20 protein-coding genes and 1 pseudogene are annotated in these 18101 nt (G+C 38.9%); 18 read left to right on the forward strand and 3 right to left on the reverse strand.

Going from position 1 to position 18101, the window contains the following annotated elements:
• The 12 genes and pseudogenes from BHE18_RS03855 to BHE18_RS03905 all read left to right on the forward strand — a co-directional run.
• Positions 1–297 (forward strand): annotated as a pseudogene (locus tag BHE18_RS03855) (transposase); the annotation flags it as partial.
• Between the two features lie 646 nt (positions 298–943).
• Positions 944–3142, forward strand: coding sequence for a PAS domain-containing sensor histidine kinase (locus tag BHE18_RS03860; RefSeq protein WP_071617324.1), 2199 nt, complete (start codon positions 944–946; stop codon positions 3140–3142).
• Between the two features lie 88 nt (positions 3143–3230).
• Positions 3231–3686, forward strand: coding sequence for a GNAT family N-acetyltransferase (locus BHE18_RS03865; RefSeq protein ID WP_071617325.1), 456 nt, complete (start codon positions 3231–3233; stop codon positions 3684–3686).
• Positions 3687–3989: 303 nt separating this feature from the next.
• The gene (locus BHE18_RS03870) at positions 3990–4844 is read left to right on the forward strand and encodes a malate synthase (protein WP_071617326.1); all 855 of its coding nucleotides are present in this window, start codon (positions 3990–3992) and stop codon (positions 4842–4844) included.
• 268 nt (positions 4845–5112) lie between these two features.
• On the forward strand, positions 5113–5412 hold the full coding sequence (locus BHE18_RS03875; protein WP_071617327.1) for an NUDIX hydrolase: 300 nt from the start codon (positions 5113–5115) through the stop codon (positions 5410–5412).
• Between the two features lie 130 nt (positions 5413–5542).
• Complete coding sequence (locus tag BHE18_RS03880; protein ID WP_071617328.1) at positions 5543–5920, forward strand: VOC family protein; 378 nt, start codon at positions 5543–5545, stop codon at positions 5918–5920.
• A 725-nt stretch (positions 5921–6645) separates the two neighbouring features.
• On the forward strand, positions 6646–6849 hold the full coding sequence (locus tag BHE18_RS03885) for a hypothetical protein (RefSeq protein WP_071617329.1): 204 nt from the start codon (positions 6646–6648) through the stop codon (positions 6847–6849).
• Between the two features lie 154 nt (positions 6850–7003).
• Complete coding sequence (locus BHE18_RS03890) at positions 7004–8044, forward strand: DUF1835 domain-containing protein (protein WP_235860243.1); 1041 nt, start codon at positions 7004–7006, stop codon at positions 8042–8044.
• 166 nt (positions 8045–8210) lie between these two features.
• Positions 8211–8417 carry a hypothetical protein gene (locus BHE18_RS03895; RefSeq protein WP_071617330.1) on the forward strand — a complete coding sequence of 69 codons (207 nt, stop codon included), beginning with the start codon at positions 8211–8213 and terminating at the stop codon, positions 8415–8417.
• Positions 8418–8498: 81 nt separating this feature from the next.
• Positions 8499–8657, forward strand: coding sequence for a hypothetical protein (locus BHE18_RS23120; protein WP_171910646.1), 159 nt, complete (start codon positions 8499–8501; stop codon positions 8655–8657).
• A 50-nt stretch (positions 8658–8707) separates the two neighbouring features.
• Entirely contained in the window at positions 8708–8893 is a 186-nt protein-coding gene (locus tag BHE18_RS23915; RefSeq protein ID WP_369122136.1) for a DUF3953 domain-containing protein, read from the forward strand.
• Between the two features lie 75 nt (positions 8894–8968).
• Entirely contained in the window at positions 8969–9739 is a 771-nt protein-coding gene (locus tag BHE18_RS03905) for a phosphotransferase family protein (protein WP_071617332.1), read from the forward strand.
• Between the two features lie 110 nt (positions 9740–9849).
• On the opposite strand, the gene BHE18_RS03910 is transcribed toward BHE18_RS03905, so the two are convergent.
• Complete coding sequence (locus BHE18_RS03910) at positions 9850–10167, reverse strand: hypothetical protein (RefSeq protein WP_071617333.1); 318 nt, start codon at positions 10165–10167, stop codon at positions 9850–9852.
• A gap of 227 nt (positions 10168–10394) precedes the next feature.
• Here BHE18_RS03910 and BHE18_RS03915 point away from each other — a divergent pair, with 227 nt between their 5' ends.
• Positions 10395–10586, forward strand: coding sequence for a DUF3986 family protein (locus BHE18_RS03915; protein ID WP_171910647.1), 192 nt, complete (start codon positions 10395–10397; stop codon positions 10584–10586).
• Positions 10587–10835: 249 nt separating this feature from the next.
• Here the strand turns inward: BHE18_RS03915 and BHE18_RS22650 are convergent, their stop codons facing one another.
• Together BHE18_RS22650 and BHE18_RS03925 are read right to left on the reverse strand one after the other, a co-directional pair.
• Positions 10836–11243: a hypothetical protein gene (locus tag BHE18_RS22650; RefSeq protein WP_083573607.1), complete on the reverse strand. Its 408-nt coding sequence runs from the start codon at positions 11241–11243 to the stop codon at positions 10836–10838.
• A 167-nt stretch (positions 11244–11410) separates the two neighbouring features.
• Positions 11411–12034 (reverse strand): lysozyme inhibitor LprI family protein, encoded by a 624-nt coding sequence (locus BHE18_RS03925; RefSeq protein WP_071617334.1) that lies wholly within the window; start codon positions 12032–12034, stop codon positions 11411–11413.
• Positions 12035–12285: 251 nt separating this feature from the next.
• Between BHE18_RS03925 and BHE18_RS03930 the strand changes: the two genes are divergently transcribed.
• The 5 genes from BHE18_RS03930 (at position 12286) to BHE18_RS03950 (ending at position 17537) form a co-directional block, all read left to right on the forward strand.
• Entirely contained in the window at positions 12286–12576 is a 291-nt protein-coding gene (locus tag BHE18_RS03930) for a 3-isopropylmalate dehydrogenase (RefSeq protein WP_235860244.1), read from the forward strand.
• Positions 12577–12954: 378 nt separating this feature from the next.
• On the forward strand, positions 12955–13773 hold the full coding sequence (locus BHE18_RS03935) for a GNAT family N-acetyltransferase (RefSeq protein WP_071617336.1): 819 nt from the start codon (positions 12955–12957) through the stop codon (positions 13771–13773).
• A gap of 50 nt (positions 13774–13823) precedes the next feature.
• A complete protein-coding gene (locus tag BHE18_RS03940) occupies positions 13824–14621 on the forward strand; it encodes an aminoglycoside adenylyltransferase domain-containing protein (protein ID WP_071617337.1) in 798 nt (265 codons plus the stop codon).
• A gap of 59 nt (positions 14622–14680) precedes the next feature.
• Complete coding sequence (locus BHE18_RS03945) at positions 14681–15568, forward strand: alpha/beta fold hydrolase (protein WP_071617338.1); 888 nt, start codon at positions 14681–14683, stop codon at positions 15566–15568.
• Positions 15569–15647: 79 nt separating this feature from the next.
• Positions 15648–17537: a S9 family peptidase gene (locus BHE18_RS03950; protein ID WP_071617339.1), complete on the forward strand. Its 1890-nt coding sequence runs from the start codon at positions 15648–15650 to the stop codon at positions 17535–17537.
• Positions 17538–18101 lie beyond the last annotated feature (564 nt).

Consider the following 18101-nt stretch of genomic DNA (forward strand, 5'->3'; position numbering starts at 1 on the left):
GAGTTAAAACAGTGCAAGGCCTGTCCGTTACACGACTCCTGTACACAAAATCGTGCTCGGAGAATTCTTACAGTCGGGATGAACACGGCTCAATTTTATGAACTCTCCCAACAGCAAAAGACAGAAGGATTTAAAGAAAAATACAAGAAACGAGCTTCCATAGAAGGAAAGAATGCGGAGCTGAAAAGGTTTCATGGCCTATCCCGAGCCAGGGGGTATGGTCTTTTAAGTGTTTCTACACAATCAAAACTCACTGCCATCGCAGTGAATTTAAAAAGAATTGCGGCATTGGTATCCTAAAAATACGGAGGATATCTACCTCTAAATCCCCCGTTTTACAATAAAAACAGTCAAATCACACTACGATATACAAAAATAACCAATTTAAAGCGAATATGTTTTTTGAAAGCCTACTTTTTCACTGGTCTCGGACGGTTCTCTTGCTTCTTTTTTCATTTTTGTAGAGGCATTAATATGAGAATACGTTGATTAACCTTGATGGTTAAGTGTAGAACATCCTTAAATCATTGACACTGGTCAATTTCTACACCAAAAACCTTCTTGAGAGCTTCGTAAAAATACCTGAATTCCTCCTTCATGAAAAATACATTCCCTTTTGAGCATTTACGTTCCACTTTTGAAAAATACGTTCCTCTTTCCATATTTACGTGCAACATTTTAAAAATACATTCCACTTTTCTGTTTTATCAACCTACTTGTCGAAAAATCTTTGGGGACCCACTCGTCAGACGGAAGGATGGGCGTTTGTGTTGAATATAAATATTTTACCAAGTAAGAGAGCCATTCCTTCTTTTTGCCTATTTTGTGATAAAATAATAGAAACATATCTTTCGTATTTGCGTCTCTGTAGTAAAATATTCACCTGTTCCGGGCTATTATCTTTACAGCATCATCCGTAAAAAATGCAGTCAGGAGGTGTCACATGGAGATGGAGATGGTAGGAAATGATCCGTCCCTGTATCGAGACATTATTAAAAATCTTGCCTATCCGGTTTTACTTATTGAAATAGTGGATGAGGAGATTGATCATTATCGACTTTTTGAGATGAATGAAGCAGCTTGTGCTTTATTGAAGTTTCCAGAAAAAGAGTTGATGGAGAAAGATGTGATGTCCTTTTTCAGCCACCTGTCCCCCCTCGCATTCAGCACAATTAAAAATCTCTTTCTTAAGAATGAAAAATTTACAACGATCCTTGACGTTCCGGATGGAAACGGCACCATGATTCCTGTGGAATTAAATGTATCCTTGATTGACATAGAAGGGAAACGCATCGTTTTCTGCCTGTTGAAAGAATATTCGGCCCCTTGCTGTTATCACGAAGTCCTTAAAGAAGAAAACACCTATTTGAATACCATCATGAACACCACACAGTCCATCGTATTGATCCTGGATAAGGAAGGCCGCATTGCTCACTGGAATACCTTCACCGAAGCATTCACCGGGTACCGACTCGAAGAAGTGCAATACATGAAGTTTTGGGACCTCTTTTTAGAAAAAGAGGAAGAAAATCGGATCATAGACAACTATTTGTCCGGGAAAATCCCCGCCGAATACGAGAATTACTGGATGACGAAGAATGGGGAAAGAAAATACGTCAAATGGAAAAACGTTGTATTTAACGATCCAACGGGAAATATAGAGTATGTTGTGGCGACAGGAGTGGATATCACCGAACAGGTTCACTCTCTTAATGAGCTGGAAAACAGCAAGGAAAAATACAAGACATTGGTCTCGTCCATGGACGACTTTGTTTTCACGATTGATCAATCGTTGACGGTCATGAGCGTTTTTGGAAAGTGGATCGAATCGAACGGGTTCACGAAGGAAATGTTCGAAGGGAAGTCCATCAAGAAAATTTTCAATGGTTCCATTATGCACCTAAATGCAGCACAACAGGCTTTATCAGGTTATACAACTGAATTTGAATGGGATTTCACGATAAATGGAAAGAAGCACTATTTCCATAGTGTTTTATCACCGATTGTTATAAAAAATCAAAGCATAAAGAAGATTGTCGGCGTGACCCGTGATATTACGGAAAAGAAAACACTTGAAGAGCATCATAGAAGGATTTATGAAGCCGTGACCAGCGGTGTTGTCCTTCAAGATTCGTCCGGAAAAATCGTTTATGCGAACAAAAATGCAAGTGACATTCTTGGATACAGTAAAGAGGCATTAATCACCATGTCTTCCATGAATGAGGAGTGGGAAGCAATAAATGATTCAGGCGATGGCATATCAGGGGAAGAACACCCGGCTATGAAAACGTTGAGTACCGGAGAATCCCACAGCAATGTTGAATTGGCCATCCATAATCCTCTAAGAAACGAAAGAAGATGGATACTCGTTGACACGAGAGCCATTTTTGAATTAGGCAGTACCGAAAAGATTGAATACGTGATCTCCACTTTCCGAGACATCACAAAGAAAAAGGAAATGGATCTGCTTCTTAAACAGTCTGAAAAACTGGCATTGGTTGGGCAGCTGGCTTCGGGGATCGCGCATGAAATCCGCAACCCGCTTACGGGAATCATGGGTTTCTTGAAATTGATCGAAGAAGGCGATGATAAGAATAAACTATTTGATTTCCTTCCGGTCATAAAAACAGAACTGGAGCAAATCAACCGCTTTACCGATGAATTCATTGAACTGTCCCACTCACAGAATGATGAATGGACGGATGTTGAAATGGTTGGCATCATACAGTCTGCCCTTACTGCGGTCGGGACGGAACTTAATGAAAAACAAATCAGATCGACTATAGAATGCGATTCTCATGAGGGGCTGCTTTTACACGGTATTAAGCCGCAGCTCAAACAACTTTTTATCAACCTATTCAAAAACTCGATTGAAGCCATGTCACCGGCGGGACAGCTAATCGTAAAACTGGACCGTGTGGAAGATAAAGCCCGTATCCGTGTAATCGATAACGGAAAAGGGATCAGTCAAGCCCGGCTAAAACACCTCTGTGAGCCTTACTATTCCATCAAAGAAAAAGGGACCGGCCTTGGACTGATGCGATGCCTGAAGATCATACATCAGCATAATGGAAAAATCTCTTTTGATAGTGAAGAAGGAGAAGGAACAGTTGTAACGATAGAGCTTTCTTGCTTGGAGTAGAGGATTGGGAGAGGGCCGGTTCTGCAGCTGCCTTTGAGCAAAAAGGAAGCTGCAGAACCGGCCCAAATGCTTCATTTGGAGGGTTTAAATGAAAAAATACGAAGTAAAGCAAATAGATAATCTGTTAAATTTGGACTTGAATATCATAATAAAGCAAAGTAAAGAAGAAGGATTTCTTATTGGAGAAAGATTAGTTTTTGACTATAAAAATGGCACTAATACTTTTAACAATTTGGGTGAAGCTTTGTATGGAGTTTTTAATATTAATGGTGAAATAGTTGCAATTGGCGGACTGAATAAAGACCCTTTTTCAACTAAACCTTATATAGGTAGGGTGAGAAGATTTTATGTTATTAATGAGTATAGGAGAAACGGAATTGGAAGCTTGTTATTAAAAAACATAATTAACGAAGCAAAAAAGTATTATAAAATTTTAGTACTTCGCACAAATACTTCAGAGGGTGATAATTTTTACACATCTAATGGATTTCTAAAAGTAAATATATATCCAAGTTCCACTCATTATATGGATTTGGGAAATTAGGGAAGCATGGAGACGGTTGTCGTGCTTCCTTTTTGATTAGTAGGAAGCAGCAGAACGTCCCCATGCTTTAAGGGTTGAACAATCATCAGGATTTGAGTAAAACTTTATTTTACATCGCATTAAAATAGGTTGTCAACACTTAATTTGTGTTTTTATCATAAAAATGCTACAATTATTACCAAGTGATTTTTTTATATTGAACGTTTAGTTAAAAATCATATTTATTCCGTAGGGAAATTCAAACAGTTTTTGTGAGCTTTTAGGTAATAGGACCCAAGATATTATACAAGGAGGACTACTATATTGAATTTAATCAATAAGAAAGTTACACATGAGCGGTTTGGTACGGGAAGTATCGTTAAACAAAATGATACGGTAGTTGAAATACATTTCGCTTCAGAAAATAAAAAATTTGTTTACCCGGATGTATTTGGACAGCACTTGAAACTACATGATAAAAATGCTGCCAATTCACTTGGGGAAATTTTACACGAGCAGGAAATGGAACTCAAAGAGAAAGAAATGCAGAAGGAAGAGGAAAAGGCACGGCAAAGAAAATACCAGGAGCTTCGAGCGGGTCATGAAAAACTCATGAAAAATCATAAACTTCATCCCGAATCGCAGATGGTTTACCGGTGCGATACAGAAGAACAGAGCAGCCCCTTTTCAGATTGGACAGTTTCCTCTGGTGAAATAAAAAGTGGTAATAATAAGGGTAAGCCAAACAAGCCCAGTCGCTTACACCAAAACAGTGCGGTCCTGCTGACAGCGGTCGACCCCGGCATCCCTGAAAAAGACAGGCGGATATTAGGAGTCTATATGGTGAAGGATAATTTCATCGGTAAACTTTGTGAAGATGGGAATATTCCTGCACATTCCCATTACAGACTCAAACTTACAGACGAGGAATCGAAGCAGATGCCTTTTTGGAAGTACTATGTCAATGAAAAATCCCCTCAAAAAATGACATGGAATACAGGGAAGTACCGTTATTTTGATAATACGTGGATGGCTCAGATCCTGCGCGACATCGTTTCATTGAAAAGTGACACGGAGGAACAAGAGCTCGCACAACAATTTCTGGACCACTTCTCTAAGATGAATCAAATAGTAGAGCAGGAGTTAAAAGAGCCAAACGGAGCATTATTGCGTGCTTAGATAAGAACAGCGGGTGAACTGGCACATATAAGGTGAGAGAAAGTGTTAGGTTCACTGCGAATAGAGTTAAAAAGGGACAAGGCGGCCGCCTTGTCCCTTTTAGTGGTTTTTGGACACCTTACTTGTTCCTTCGACTCCCTTTTTAACGGTAAGTAGGTTAAATATAAGTGCCAATCTTCATGACAGGACAATTTTATAGAATAAGAGGATTGCTCAGAATCATGATATTTGAAATAATTGGTAGTATGTTAAAGGAGAAAAAACTAAAATGGATGTGAATGATCTTATGAAGCGAGTAGATGTCACATATGTGCTGCTATTTGATGAACCTGTGAGTGAGGGGTTTTTTGAGGACAGGGGCCACCACGCCGTTTTATTTATTTTTAGAGGGAAGATCACCGGTGGAGAGATTACGATATCTATGCCTGAAGAAATAGAAGAGGTTACTTGGATGAATGTTCAAGAGGCAGAAGACTACCTCCATATAACAAGCGATACAAAAGGACTGATCAAATCTAACTCGTCAGCACCATATTTACTTAGAAAAAGAAGTGATGTTACTTCCTGAGAGTAACTATGGTTTTCTTCTACTACCGGGGAGGATAGTTGAAGATACTGTTATTCCATAATCGATTCTTATTGCAGAGAAAGGCTTATTAAATTTTTTGACGAATAATATATTAGTGGATGTGCTATTAATGAGTGGAATTTCTTTTGCAGTCTCGAAAATAACAATCGCTTACAATCAAGAGAATGAGATGGTTGATTTTTATAATAAACTTTTTTCTGCCGATTTGAGCCCATTCCAGGCGGGGGAATTTAGATTTTATAAAGGAAAGATAGGAGAAATTGGTTTATTATTTTGCCCGAATGAAATGTTAGGAATTAATGCTGAAAAAAATAATATCCAATTTACTGTACAAGTACCAAACTTGGAAGATATTCTATCTAAAGTTTCCCGGTATTCCGGTGAACAAATTCAGGAAATTAATAGAGAGGAAAGTCAATCCTCAGTAGGAATTTCTGACCCAGATGGTAATTCCATAGAATTATTGGAGATACAAGCGGTCAGGTAGAGTGGGGACGGTTCCCGTTCTACTTTTCTCATTATATAAAACAAAAAAGTAGTGTGAAAACCGTCCCTGGATAACGTTAAAATATAGTTTTCTTGTTACTTTCGGCTTTTTATGCCTTTCATTAGGATACATCCTGGGAAAGTGGGTTATTGCTTTTTAATTATAGATTTGGTTTCAGATAAAGATTAAGTAGACCCAAATCCCTCCACGAGTTTAAATACGATCCACTTTCCGCATTTATTCACGTAAAATATACGATCAAAATAAGGGAAGAAATTCCTCTTATTGAGGAATTTGTACAAGATATGGAGCAAATAGAGGGAACCATTTCCCCTATTTACTCCAAAAGCATTAAAGTCGACCTTTATACCTTGCCTTAAGGGGAAAAACTTCCCTTATATCCCCCAACCTAGCCCGATTCTGCAGGATAACGGAAAAAACTCCACTTATTAAACCACCAGTGGTTACATACAATTGAAAAAATGTCTGGTTTTTGTTTCTGCATTGCAGATAAGGAACAGCTGGTAACTGAAATAAAGAAGAAGGACGTATTTCGGAGTCTGACCCCACTTTAGTGTGCCGGGGGACAGACCCTCAATCATCCGGGCTTATCCAGAGGTTGAGGGGGGAGGGTTCCTATTCTCCTGTTCTCCTTTTTCCCACATCTAAATAAAGCATCCTAAGCTGAAGTATCAAAACTAATTTATTATAGGGGTTGTTTAAAAGTGAAAAGATTATGTAATCAATGTCAAACTGAGATGATAGATGAGTGTAAGGTGACTGTTGAGGCTGATATTTCTGGAATTAAAATTAGTCAAAAAGGGAAAGGGCTTTTCAATAGCATATCGGCAAAACCTAAAGCTTCTGTATGTCCAAATTGTGGCTATGTCGCTTTTTATATTGATGATTTTAAAAAGTTCAACCGATAAATGTTATTAGGGGCATGCTTCATAAATGAAGGATATTTATGAAGTAACGGGAGCTTATCCAGAACTTAGGTAAGCTCTTTAATTATGAATTTTTGACTTGAGTATGCTGCTTAAAGTTGAAATAATTAGGAAAAAAGGTGGGAATAGCAGCTTTATGTCGGATGTAGAAAAAATGACGAAAATACGGAAAAAAATTAATGCCCTTAATGATTCAGATGCAAAGAGCGTTTTAATGCTTACAGCCACAAATCTTTATAGAGTTAGTGGTGGAGACGGAAGTTTTACAAGCGAAGAATGTATAGAGGAATTGACAAGGTTATATAATAGCATCCCTGAACCTCAAGGAGATTTTGAGAAAAATACACACTACAAAACTATACATATTGTATTCGGTGATTCGACTGCAGGGAGTGTAAGAATCGTATTAAAAGAGATGGGATGGCAAGATGAAGAAAAGGTTATTGCTTTTTCAGATGTATTTTCCATTGGACCTGTTTGGCAATTGCATGAAAAGGGGCTAAGCAACAGGTATGAGTGGTTAGAAAACCATATAAATATGGATGATGAAATGTTAGACAGCTATCAAGACAACTTCAAACATACTGTATCAGAGATTAACGCAATTCCAAGTGATACCCCGATCATCATTTGGAGTGGGGAAAATGCTCATGAACAAACTGCTTTAAGGTATGTTCTATATTTATTGAAAGAAAAAACAAACGATATCTTTGTAATGGATACAACTACAAACTATAAAAATCAATTCGGTGTTCCTGAAACTGAATTTTTCCCGTTACACACCGGGGAAATATCACCTGATAAGTTAACATTAATTTATGAGAAAGACAGAAAACACAACTCATTAACTCACACTGATCGAAATAAGTTTCAGCAGGAATGGGTGCAGTTATCTTCAAAACAAGAAGTTTTAAGGATATGGAAAGACAAGAAGATAGAGAGTGTCGAAGAATCCTATTACGATGATTTAATAATCGACACAGCAAGAAAAATACATATTGAGAATAATAACGAATTTATAAAATCTGCTCGTCTTATTGGTGAAGTAATGGGACGTTTAAATCAATATGTCGGCGACCCGTTTTTCGAGTATAGACTAAGACATCTACTTATGAATGGCATGTTTGAAATAGAAGGTGTTCCAAAAGCAAGGTATTATAGTGTTAAACTCCGATAATTCCTCTTCAATTATCAGAAGAACGGGGACGGTTTTCTTACTTAGAACCGTTCCCGTTCTTCCTATAATGTGAAACTTTCCACGGCCTTTTACGTATAGTTAATTAAGAAAGTCGGTATGTTCAAGAGGGGATTATGAACACACATAAATGAGAGGAGGATATTTTATGAGCACAAAAAATAACCACATCATAAAAGCAATTGGCCTTTCATTGTTAATAACCATTTTTGTCTTTTTCAATATGAGCGATCCTGAGCCTATTGCCACGATTTATTTACTGTTTGTGCCTGTTGCTGCTTTTATAAGTATTTATTTTATTTCAATCATTACTTCAAAAGCATACCATAAGTTTGAAAAAAGCATTGGAAGATAAAACAACTCAGCTCTTATCTAATCTTTTACGGATTTGTCCTGGGCTGACCGGAACATAGCAGAATCCTATAGGAGGGATAAATTGAAGAAAACTGAAGGATCAACAAAGAATTCCAAAAGTCCCGTCTATATATTAAGGAATATCATTCTACTGGCCTTAATCGTATTAGCTGCAAAATTCTTCTTTGATGAGATTCCTGAAAATGACCGAATAGGCTGGCTTGAAAGGAAGATTTTTTGATTAAAACATCGAAATTCTTTTTTGGAATCGTAACTTTTTTGTTGGCGGGAATGGTTTTACTTACACGAAATAGTGAGTGGCTTCCTTTTAGTAATCTAGGGCTGGGGATATTCACCTTTATAGTCGGTATTGAAGAATACCAAAAAGGAAGAAAAGGTAATGGATATTGGGTAATCGGAGGTTCAATCTTTATATTGGTTGTCTCACTATTTACCTTCACGTTTTTATACAGCTAGGAGAAAGGAAAAACAAGCTTATACAAACTAAAGAATATTTTTATATACATACTTAGAAGCGATGGAGATGTAGATATGAATCATATTTTACAAGGGAAAATCGAGGAAGTAATAGGCTCCATACATAAGACTATCGTGCTGGATGAACAAGGCTGGACTTCAGAGGTGCGGAGAATTTTCACAAGTGATCGTTCATATTTACTTAAAAGTTCATACAAAGAAAAATATCGAACTTGGTTGAAGGAAGAGGCACAGGTTTTAAAAAAACTGAATAAAAAAACAGTCATTTCAGTTCCTGTATACTTTGGATTCATTGAGGAAAAGGATAGTGACCATCTAATTATGTCATTTGAGGATGGGATGTCCTTGACGGCAGCTTTATCCAAAGCTGCCTCGGACACCGAAAGGAAATCGTTGATCTGGAGTTTTGGACAATTTCTTCATCGATTCCATGAAAAAGAGCCGCTTGAAATTCTTAAAGGTGAAGGGGATTGGTTGGAAGGGCAGCTTGTTAAAGCACAACACCATGCTGAAAATGGCCAGTGTGACGGGAGTTTACCATTACTAGAACACCTGAAGACTAACAAGCCTGCACCAGTCATACATACGATGATTCATGGCGATTGTACAACGGATAATGTAATGGTGATTGATGGAGACGTTCAACTGTTTATTGATGTAGCTGGTATGACAGTGGGAGATCCTCGATATGATGAATCCTTGGCGATAAGAAAATTTATGAATAACCCTGAATATGTAACTGCTTTTTATGAGGGTTACACTCGATATAGAGTAAACATGGAGGAATTTCATTATTTTGATGAGGGGCTGTATGAGTTTTTCTAGTGAAGAACTTGGTTTGGCGGTAATGGTTACATAAGCACAACTCATATAGGCGCACGCCCGAGTAGGGCAGTCGCCGTTTTTGTCCAAAGGCTTGAGGTGTATACCGCGCCCTAAAACCGATAAATATTCGTAATCTGTGTAATCGGCACGCCGGCCATCGGCAGCATCTGCTGCAGTTCATCCGAAATGACACTGATATAATCGGCACCTTCCCGGAATCCATATCGTTCTTTTATATTGATGTCGAAGTTGCATTTGACCTGCAGGGCGATATCGCCTTCCCGGTCGAACGGGGGTGAGACGGTTTGGACGTCGAATGTATTGCCATTTTTGCTGAAAGAATTGATGGTTTTGATTGCTTTTGGTTTATAGTTTTTGACAGCTTTGGGTGTATAGGAAAAGGTCACCCAGCCGGTTGCATTAATCATGATGAACACCTCGGATTTTAGTGAAAGGTATTCTAGAAGTATAGCAAAAGAGTTGAGATGTGGATAGGGATGAAATGGGGAAGCGTGCAATTAGCAAGTTTATGAGTACCCTGGATATGTAACTCTTTTTAAGATGAGCATAATTGATATAGGGTCATTATTTTAAGAAGGGATTGTATGAGTTTTTATAGTGTATTTAGATGTTTTTCTTGAAAGGAGGAATCAGTATGGATTTTGAAACGGCTCAACACTTACATATAGGCTACTATGAAAATGGTCTAGACATAGAAGTTACAGCTTATAAAGTTATTGGTGAGGATAAATGGGTATTTTTTATAGATGGAGAACAAAATTTAAGCGAATTGAAAAATGTGTTAGATAATTATGTTTTAATTGATAACTTCGGATATAAATATTAACTATCGACAGACATGACCTATCATATGAATACGGGGCTGAAAGACTTATTGAATGGTTAGGCTCACATAAAATAATATAAAATAAAAAATGAATTAAGTAGAGGGTTTTAAGGGGAATATAGAAACGGAAGCGTCCTCATGTTTCTCTTATTTAGGCGTCGATATTTTTTTACTAAGGGTAGTACAAAGAAAGGAAAATATAATACAAGAGTAGTTGCAGGTTTATTGTCTTAACGTTTGGTTCTGGAATTAACGATTATCTTCAGCCCGATTTTCAAGAGTGAAGACCCGTTTATCAATATCTGTGATTCTCGTGTTGAGATAACGAAAGTCCGTTTCAGAACGCTGCGTGCCTGCTTTTAACATCGCAATGACATCTTCTGTTTGTGAGGCTTCAATTCGATTGACTGTTTCTTTAATGTCTTTTACATCCGTTTTTAACGCTATCATGTCCGCTTGTACGTCAGTTTTTAACTCTTTCATTTCCCCTCGTAAGTCAGTTCTTAATTCTTTCATGTCCGCTTGTACGTCAGATTTTAATTCTTTCATGTTACTCTCAAGTTCTTTCATACTACAGTCAAGTTCTTTCACATTACTGTCAAGCTCTTTGATGTTACGCTGAATTTCATTTAACATGTTCACGATCTGCTTTTCCATTTTACTCACCTCCTTTTTACCATTATAGTGGAAAGGAAATGAGGATACCAGTCTGAGATTTAGTAAGCTGGAAAAGTTATAAGGGAAGTCGCCATGATTCAAGAAGAGTGGCAGTTCTTTTGTATGTGAAGCACCAGAACCACCATCTCATTTCAAATAATTCCCATTCAACCCCTCATATACTCCTCAACCAATTCATAACACCGGTCCTTCGTCGACTCATATAAAGATATGTACCAGGCTACATTTTCAAACGTTCCACCTTCATACTTAAGCCGTTCTTTCTCTGCTTTTTCTTCCTTTTCATTTATCCATTTCACTTGTTGGGACTTTAAATCGGCCATTACCTCTGGAGAAAGCTCCTTTTTCAGCAGTGCATAGATTTCATTCAATGCTTCGTCATATTTTTCGTATGCCACACCGTAATAGTCTTTCATGGCGTTGGTGACGCCTTTATCAGAATCCTTTTTATATGGCAGGGCATCAAGTTCTTTTTGGATGTTGTCCAGTTTTTCTGTGTATGCTTGTTTTCCATCTGCTTTTGTGTCCCTATCATTCTGTTCTGAAGTTTCCGTGCTGCTGTTTTCAGTGGAAGTGTCTTTCTCATTCTCATCAGATGGCGATGTACTGTCTGCAGATGAGTCCTCCGGTTTTGAGGGCTTCTCTGTGCTTGCTGAGACCGCATCGGTTCCAGGCTGATCGGCGGCCTCCTCATTAGGGGATTGACTACAGGCGGACATTCCCATGATCAAAATAGCCGACATGGCCGGTACTACTACTCTTTTATTCATTGTTACAGCTCCTATCTTTTGTTAAAAATGCACGCATGGATTATTTTAACATATCCAGATATATCCTTCTAATGGAACTGTAGTGAGGATATGAATGGAGGAGGGAGAGAAAGGAATTACAAGTGAGCGATTGTAACATGATTTACTTTATTGGTAAAATATGAATAAATGGAGCAGTTTTGTGAAAGAGCTTAAAACTTGCTTACGGTAATTCCCGTCTAATAAAGAAGGCGGGTTATTCAAAGGAGAACATGATGACGACTTTTTTCTTGATCCTTATAGGATTGTTTATTGTAACTTCAAATATTATGGGATTTATTTCATTTAAAAAAGAAAAGAGCCTGTATTCCGCTGCGTTTACAATCCTGCTCTCATCGGTTGTATTCGGAGGGATCGGCGGTATACTGGCACTGGCTGTGATTCGTGATGCTTTTGCCATATTCTATGGGTTGCAGGTGGGATTTTATTTATTGATCAATAGTTTGATTGTTTTGTTGGCTGCTGTTTTTGTAACGGTGGTTAGGAGATACAGGGCGGGATGAAGTCCCTGTGGATTTTGAACAGGCCTGAAGTCCTGAGACCGTCACCTTGTTTCCAAATATGTAATCAGTCTTAAACTGCTTGGAGGTCTATCAATGGACAAAAATAAAAAAAGAGATTTATTTAAAATCCAGAATAAGTATAGGCAAAGAACCAGAAGGAAAAGGGAGAAAAACAATAAATATGAAGTGGTGATTATTGCTCTCATTTTCTTAGCGATCATAATCTTGAAGTGGCTTGATTAGTTTGGGCTGGTTATTAAAGTAATTCATGAGGACAATGGAGGCTTTAATTAGATTTTCTGAAATTATTGGTGTGAAAACAGCAGTCTGTTGAACAAGAAAAGCTTTAAACAGTATGTGAAGAGGGAGGTGAAACCGGTGATTTCAGAACTCAATAAATCCGAATTTTACAAATGTAAAGAACTACTATGTGAAGAAGGTCTCTTAGAAGCGAAAGCTGTCATTGAAGGCGGGCATCCTGGGCGCCTGTTTGTGGATAATGATAGCGCTCCTGAATCCGGGTTTATTTGGCTGGGGAGCCATAATGGTTTTATCTTTTTTGGCAGAGAAGATAATGAGGCATTTAATGTTGAGCTGAATGATTTTTTTAATACAGTAATCAAAACAGATTACGAAAAGGCAGGTTTTACAGCCTTTGAAGCAATTGGGTACCATTCGAAATGGAATAAAACGATCAAAAAAGTATTTGGTGATAATTTGATTGGGTACAATCAGAGAGTTTATAAATTACAAAAAGAACAATATAGGAAGGAAAATGAACCTGTAAACAAGCCGGGATATGAGCTCATAAAAATTAAAGGGGATACTTTTAATTCATCCTATAAAAATATCGATTATTTGCAATCGAAAATCTTGGAGTTTTGGTCATCGATTGAGCGGTTTTTGAATGATGGAATTGGATATGTGGTTGTTCATGAACATGAGATTGCGGGCATTTGTTTTTCTGGGGTAGTGGCTGGAGATGTTCATGGGATTGATATTGAGACGTTACCACACCACCAAGGGAAGAAACTTGCTCAAAAGGCGGCGCATACATTCGTAAAAGACTGTCTTACGAATCATATCACTCCTTACTGGGATTGCATGGAGATCAATAAGCCTTCCGTTTCTGTTGCAGAAAATATTGGATTTAAAAATACATATAATTATATTTGGTATAGAGTACCTTTTGGTTAGACCTTTTAGGGTAGAACCGAATCGCCGAAACAGTGAAAAGGGGTATATGAATGAGTTTTCATTGGGTAACAGTTTCACCTGATGTGCAAAATACTATTGCATATCTGCAAAAAAAGATTGCAAACATCATGGACGGTGAGTTGGTTGGGTTCTATATCCACGGTTCCTTAGCAATGGGGGGATTTAATCCGGGCACCAGCGATATTGATATAGTTGCAGTGACGGACAAGGCTATTAAACTTGAAACAAAAAGGAGATTGGCAAAGCTCTTTTTGAAGTGTTCCGCTAACCCATATCCCATTGAAATAAGTTTTTTGAATAAAGGACAATTAAAAGAATGGCAGCATCCCTGTCAATTTGACTTTCACTATAGCGAGTTTTGGAGAGATCGGTATGAAAATGATTTGAATAGTGGAACAGGTGAGTGGATAAATGATGATATTAAAACGGATGCAGATTTGGCCGCCCATATAACGATCCTCAATAATCGGGGGATTTGTATTGGAGGCAGGCCAATTACTGAGGTTTTCCCTCCGGTGCCCCGGTCGGATTATATCTCGTCCATCGTTAGTGACTTTAAGGATTGTATCGCAAACATCGAGGAAGATCCCATTTATTGTACGCTTAATATGATTCGGGTGTACTGGTATCTTAAAGAAGGAGTCATTTCTTCGAAGCGGGAAGCTGGTCAATGGGGAGTAGTGAATTTGCCGTCGGATTTGAGGGAGACGGTTGAAAAAGTGAACGAGAGTTATTACAGCAAAAGCGATAAGTATCACTTTACTAGAGATGAACTTTTACCAGTCAGGGATTATTTTTCTGACCAAGTTCAAAAGTTATTACTGTAACTGTGCTTATCTTGTTTGATTTTAGAAAATAACCAGACTTCGAAGAGGAGAAAACAATTATGAACTTAATCAATGGTGAGTTCACCGTTAATTTTAATGGCATTGATCATTGGGTGAAAATTGAGGGAAGTGAAAATGAGACAATCCCATTGATTATTATACATGGGGGACCAGGAGGGAATCACTACGTTTTTGAAAGAACGGCCGGACCATTGTTATCGCGGACAAGGACTGTCATTTATTATGATCAGCGCGGCTGCGGCAGGTCCGAGAAGCCGGGATTGGATGAAGATTATACGATTGATTTTCTTATTGGTGATTTTAGAAAATTAAAGCAGTGGTTAGGGGCAGAAAAGGTAGATCTGCTTGGATATTCATTTGGCGGAGAGCTGGCCCTTGAAATTTCAACTGTGATTCCCAATGAAATAAACCAAGTCATTTTGTCGGCTCCCAGCTTGATGGATAGTGATATTCAGAAAATGGTCCAAATCACAGGATTTATGTCCATCGCACACCAATCTTTAAGTAATGAAATTTCCTTGCTTATGCACAAAGGAATCGCTTTAGAAGAAATCTATAGCAAGGTTTGGGAGCTGGTGGAGCCTGACACTGTTGATTTGCTGTTATTTGAGGATCAAGAATCGGCAAGGAAAAATAGAGCGTTATGGGAAGAAAGTAAATTGATAAATACAGGCTTAATGACGAGTGCACTCATAAACAGACCTGCAGAACCCCCTTTATTAAATCGCCTCGAAGGAATAAAAAATCAAACGCTGATTATTACAGGAGCATTTGATCGAAATACAGGCATACCCATTTCCACTATCATACATAAAAAACTTAGAAACAGCACCATGATGGTATTTGATAAGAGCGCACATTTTCCGGATTTAGAGGAAACAGAGAAGTTTATAGAAGTTATTAATAATTTCCTGGAAGTAAAATAGGAGGCACTCTCTTTAACACAATACGATTTAGTACCATTGGAGAGGTTCGGTTCCACCAATAAAAATTAGGAGTTTCAATATGAGAATAGCCAAAAATACATATCCAACCATAAAAGATCTCATCTCACTGCCAGCATTATCGGGTCTTCATATTAGCAACGACGGCAAAAAAACAGCATTCGTCAAACGAACGGCTGACTGGAATGACAATACATATAAGAATCATATATGGATCTATGAAAAAAGTAAGGAAGAACCATACGAATTAATAGAGGGTACGTCCCCATTATGGTCGCCGGACTCAAGCAAACTTGCATACCTTCGTTCGGTTGACGGAGAAAATCAAATTTTTGTAGAGTCATTGGATGGTAACATCGGGGTTCAGGTGACAGAGGAGAAAGAGGGAGTAAGTGCATTCAAATGGGATCCAGCCGGTAAGGGTTTGTTTTATACTGCGCTGTCATTGGAATCAGAGGAAATCAAGAAAAGCAGGGAGATCTATGGGGATTTTCAATATGCAGGGAAGGAATACAGGAATCATTGTCTATCATACATTGAGTCTGGTGAAAACAGCGTGGCGCACCAATTAACAGACGGTAAGGATTTTCATATCCATGAATTTGATGTTTCAAGTGATGGGAAAAAGGCTGTATTGCTGGCGGGACCAAGCCCGGATATGCGTGATTATTTTAAACGGGATCTTTACCTATTGGATATTGAAGCCGGCGGTCTGCAAAAGCTGAATGTGGATAGGCTGCTGGGAGGGGGCGTGTACTTTTCCCCCGACGGCAGCAAACTATGTTACGCAGCAAGCATCAGGGAGAAGGAGTACTATAAAACCCGCATTCAGGACAGTACGCTGGAGATAGTCGATCTTCATACGGGGCATCGGACCCAGCCTTTAACTGAAATTGATAGTACGGTTGTTCCGTTACGTTGGACATCCAAAGGGATTTTGATTAAATGGCAGGATAAAACGATTGTTTGTATCGGGCTGTTATCCGAGGATGGTACGGTGGAAATGGTCAGCAGGGATGGTTTTATACTGGATGCATCCATGACTGGCGATGGGATGCATCTATCTTTTATCAAGGCGATGGCGAATGAAACCTTCGAAGTCTATGTGGACGGTAAAAAGATAACGGATGAAAACAGCTTTTTCGGCGGCAAGATTAAAAGTAACAGGGAAATCATCTCGTGGCAAAGCACGGATGGTCTTGATATAGAGGGAGTGTTGTCAACTCCGGCAGGGTTTGATGGGAAGGGGAAATATCCTTTATTGGTACTCATCCATGGCGGTCCGGCGTGGGCATCCTTCCCGATTCATTCAGGCTGTTTCAATGATAAGTATCCGGTTGAAGTGTTCATCGAAAAAGGCTTTATCGTGCTGGAACCGAACTACAGGGGGAGTTCCGGTTACGGCAATAAATTTTTAAAAGCGAACTATCGAAACCTGGGACTCGGTGACTGCCAGGATGTGATATCAGGGGTCGATGCCCTGGTGACCAAGGGGATTGCAGATAAAGACCGGGTTGGCGTGATGGGATGGAGCCAGGGCGGATTCATTTCAGCCTTCTGTTCCATCTATAGTGACCGCTTCAAGGCCGCGTCAGTCGGCGGCGGGATCACGAATTGGCGCCATCATTATGCCAACACCGATATCCCTTGGTTCATCAGAATGCATCTTGGAAATGATCCATGGAATGACCAGGAGATTTATGAGAAAACCTCACCCATGACCTATATCAAATTTGCCTGCACGCCCACTTTGATCCAGCACGGCGAAGTGGATGCAAGGGTTCCGGTAACCAATTCGTATGAGCTGTATCGGGGGTTGAAGGATATGGGCGTGGAGACGGAATTCGTTGTATTTAAGGGAATGGCTTATTGTTCTGAGCAGCCGGGGGTGAATATGGCGGTGATGGAGCAGAATTTAGAGTGGTTTTTGGAGAGGGTGCTTGGGGAGTAGAGTGGAGTAGTTTCCGCTCTGCTTTTCTCTTTTTTTAAGCTCTTTTCGCATATTTTGTTGCTATACAGACAAGAAAATACCGTACTTGGGTATTTTCAGATTGCCAGTCCGTCTCTAGTTTAAACTTGAGTTCGAAAAGAGAAGGTCCACAAGCTCAATTCAGGTTACAAGCCTATTTACGAAAAGCAACAATCTTTTAGAAAACAGCCTTTTTTTATAACTAAAAATGGAAATCTTCAATATAAATCTTCATTGTACGGTTAGATTCTCCTTTGAAAGTTGGCAAATATGCCAATCCGGGTATGCCGAATCTACACTAGATTGAAAATACATTCCATTTTTAGGATTTACGTGCCACTTTTAGAAAATACAATCCACTTTTCCTGTTTTTCAAGCAACTTGTCGAAAAATCTTTGGGAGATCCGGGATAAAGAGGGAGCGGGAGACGCCCGGAATAAGTAGGGAAAACCGTTTTTAATCAACCCAGGGACTATATCCCCGCGGCAAAACCACAGGACAAGAACTTCCTCAACCAAAAAATCAAGCCGCCGAAAAAATTCGGCG

This window comes from Rossellomorea aquimaris, assembly GCF_001877785.1.
Lineage (GTDB): Bacteria > Bacillota > Bacilli > Bacillales > Bacillaceae_B > Rossellomorea > Rossellomorea aquimaris_A.

Bases quoted from the DNA above. Each gene is read 5' to 3' on its own strand.
- BHE18_RS03860 (WP_071617324.1), top strand. From the start codon at position 944: ATGGAGATGGAGATGGTAGGAAATGATCCGTCCCTGTATCGAGACATT.
- BHE18_RS03865 (WP_071617325.1), top strand. From the start codon at position 3,231: ATGAAAAAATACGAAGTAAAGCAAATAGATAATCTGTTAAATTTGGAC.
- BHE18_RS03875 (WP_071617327.1), top strand. From the start codon at position 5,113: ATGGATGTGAATGATCTTATGAAGCGAGTAGATGTCACATATGTGCTG.
- BHE18_RS03880 (WP_071617328.1), top strand. From the start codon at position 5,543: ATGAGTGGAATTTCTTTTGCAGTCTCGAAAATAACAATCGCTTACAAT.
- BHE18_RS03890 (WP_235860243.1), top strand. From the start codon at position 7,004: ATGTCGGATGTAGAAAAAATGACGAAAATACGGAAAAAAATTAATGCC.
- BHE18_RS03895 (WP_071617330.1), top strand. From the start codon at position 8,211: ATGAGCACAAAAAATAACCACATCATAAAAGCAATTGGCCTTTCATTG.
- BHE18_RS23915 (WP_369122136.1), top strand. From the start codon at position 8,708: ATGGTTTTACTTACACGAAATAGTGAGTGGCTTCCTTTTAGTAATCTA.
- BHE18_RS03905 (WP_071617332.1), top strand. From the start codon at position 8,969: ATGAATCATATTTTACAAGGGAAAATCGAGGAAGTAATAGGCTCCATA.
- BHE18_RS03910 (WP_071617333.1), bottom strand. From the start codon at position 10,167: ATGATTAATGCAACCGGCTGGGTGACCTTTTCCTATACACCCAAAGCT.
- BHE18_RS03915 (WP_171910647.1), top strand. From the start codon at position 10,395: ATGGATTTTGAAACGGCTCAACACTTACATATAGGCTACTATGAAAAT.
- BHE18_RS22650 (WP_083573607.1), bottom strand. From the start codon at position 11,243: ATGGAAAAGCAGATCGTGAACATGTTAAATGAAATTCAGCGTAACATC.
- BHE18_RS03925 (WP_071617334.1), bottom strand. From the start codon at position 12,034: ATGAATAAAAGAGTAGTAGTACCGGCCATGTCGGCTATTTTGATCATG.
- BHE18_RS03930 (WP_235860244.1), top strand. From the start codon at position 12,286: ATGATGACGACTTTTTTCTTGATCCTTATAGGATTGTTTATTGTAACT.
- BHE18_RS03940 (WP_071617337.1), top strand. From the start codon at position 13,824: ATGAGTTTTCATTGGGTAACAGTTTCACCTGATGTGCAAAATACTATT.
- BHE18_RS03945 (WP_071617338.1), top strand. From the start codon at position 14,681: ATGAACTTAATCAATGGTGAGTTCACCGTTAATTTTAATGGCATTGAT.
- BHE18_RS03950 (WP_071617339.1), top strand. From the start codon at position 15,648: ATGAGAATAGCCAAAAATACATATCCAACCATAAAAGATCTCATCTCA.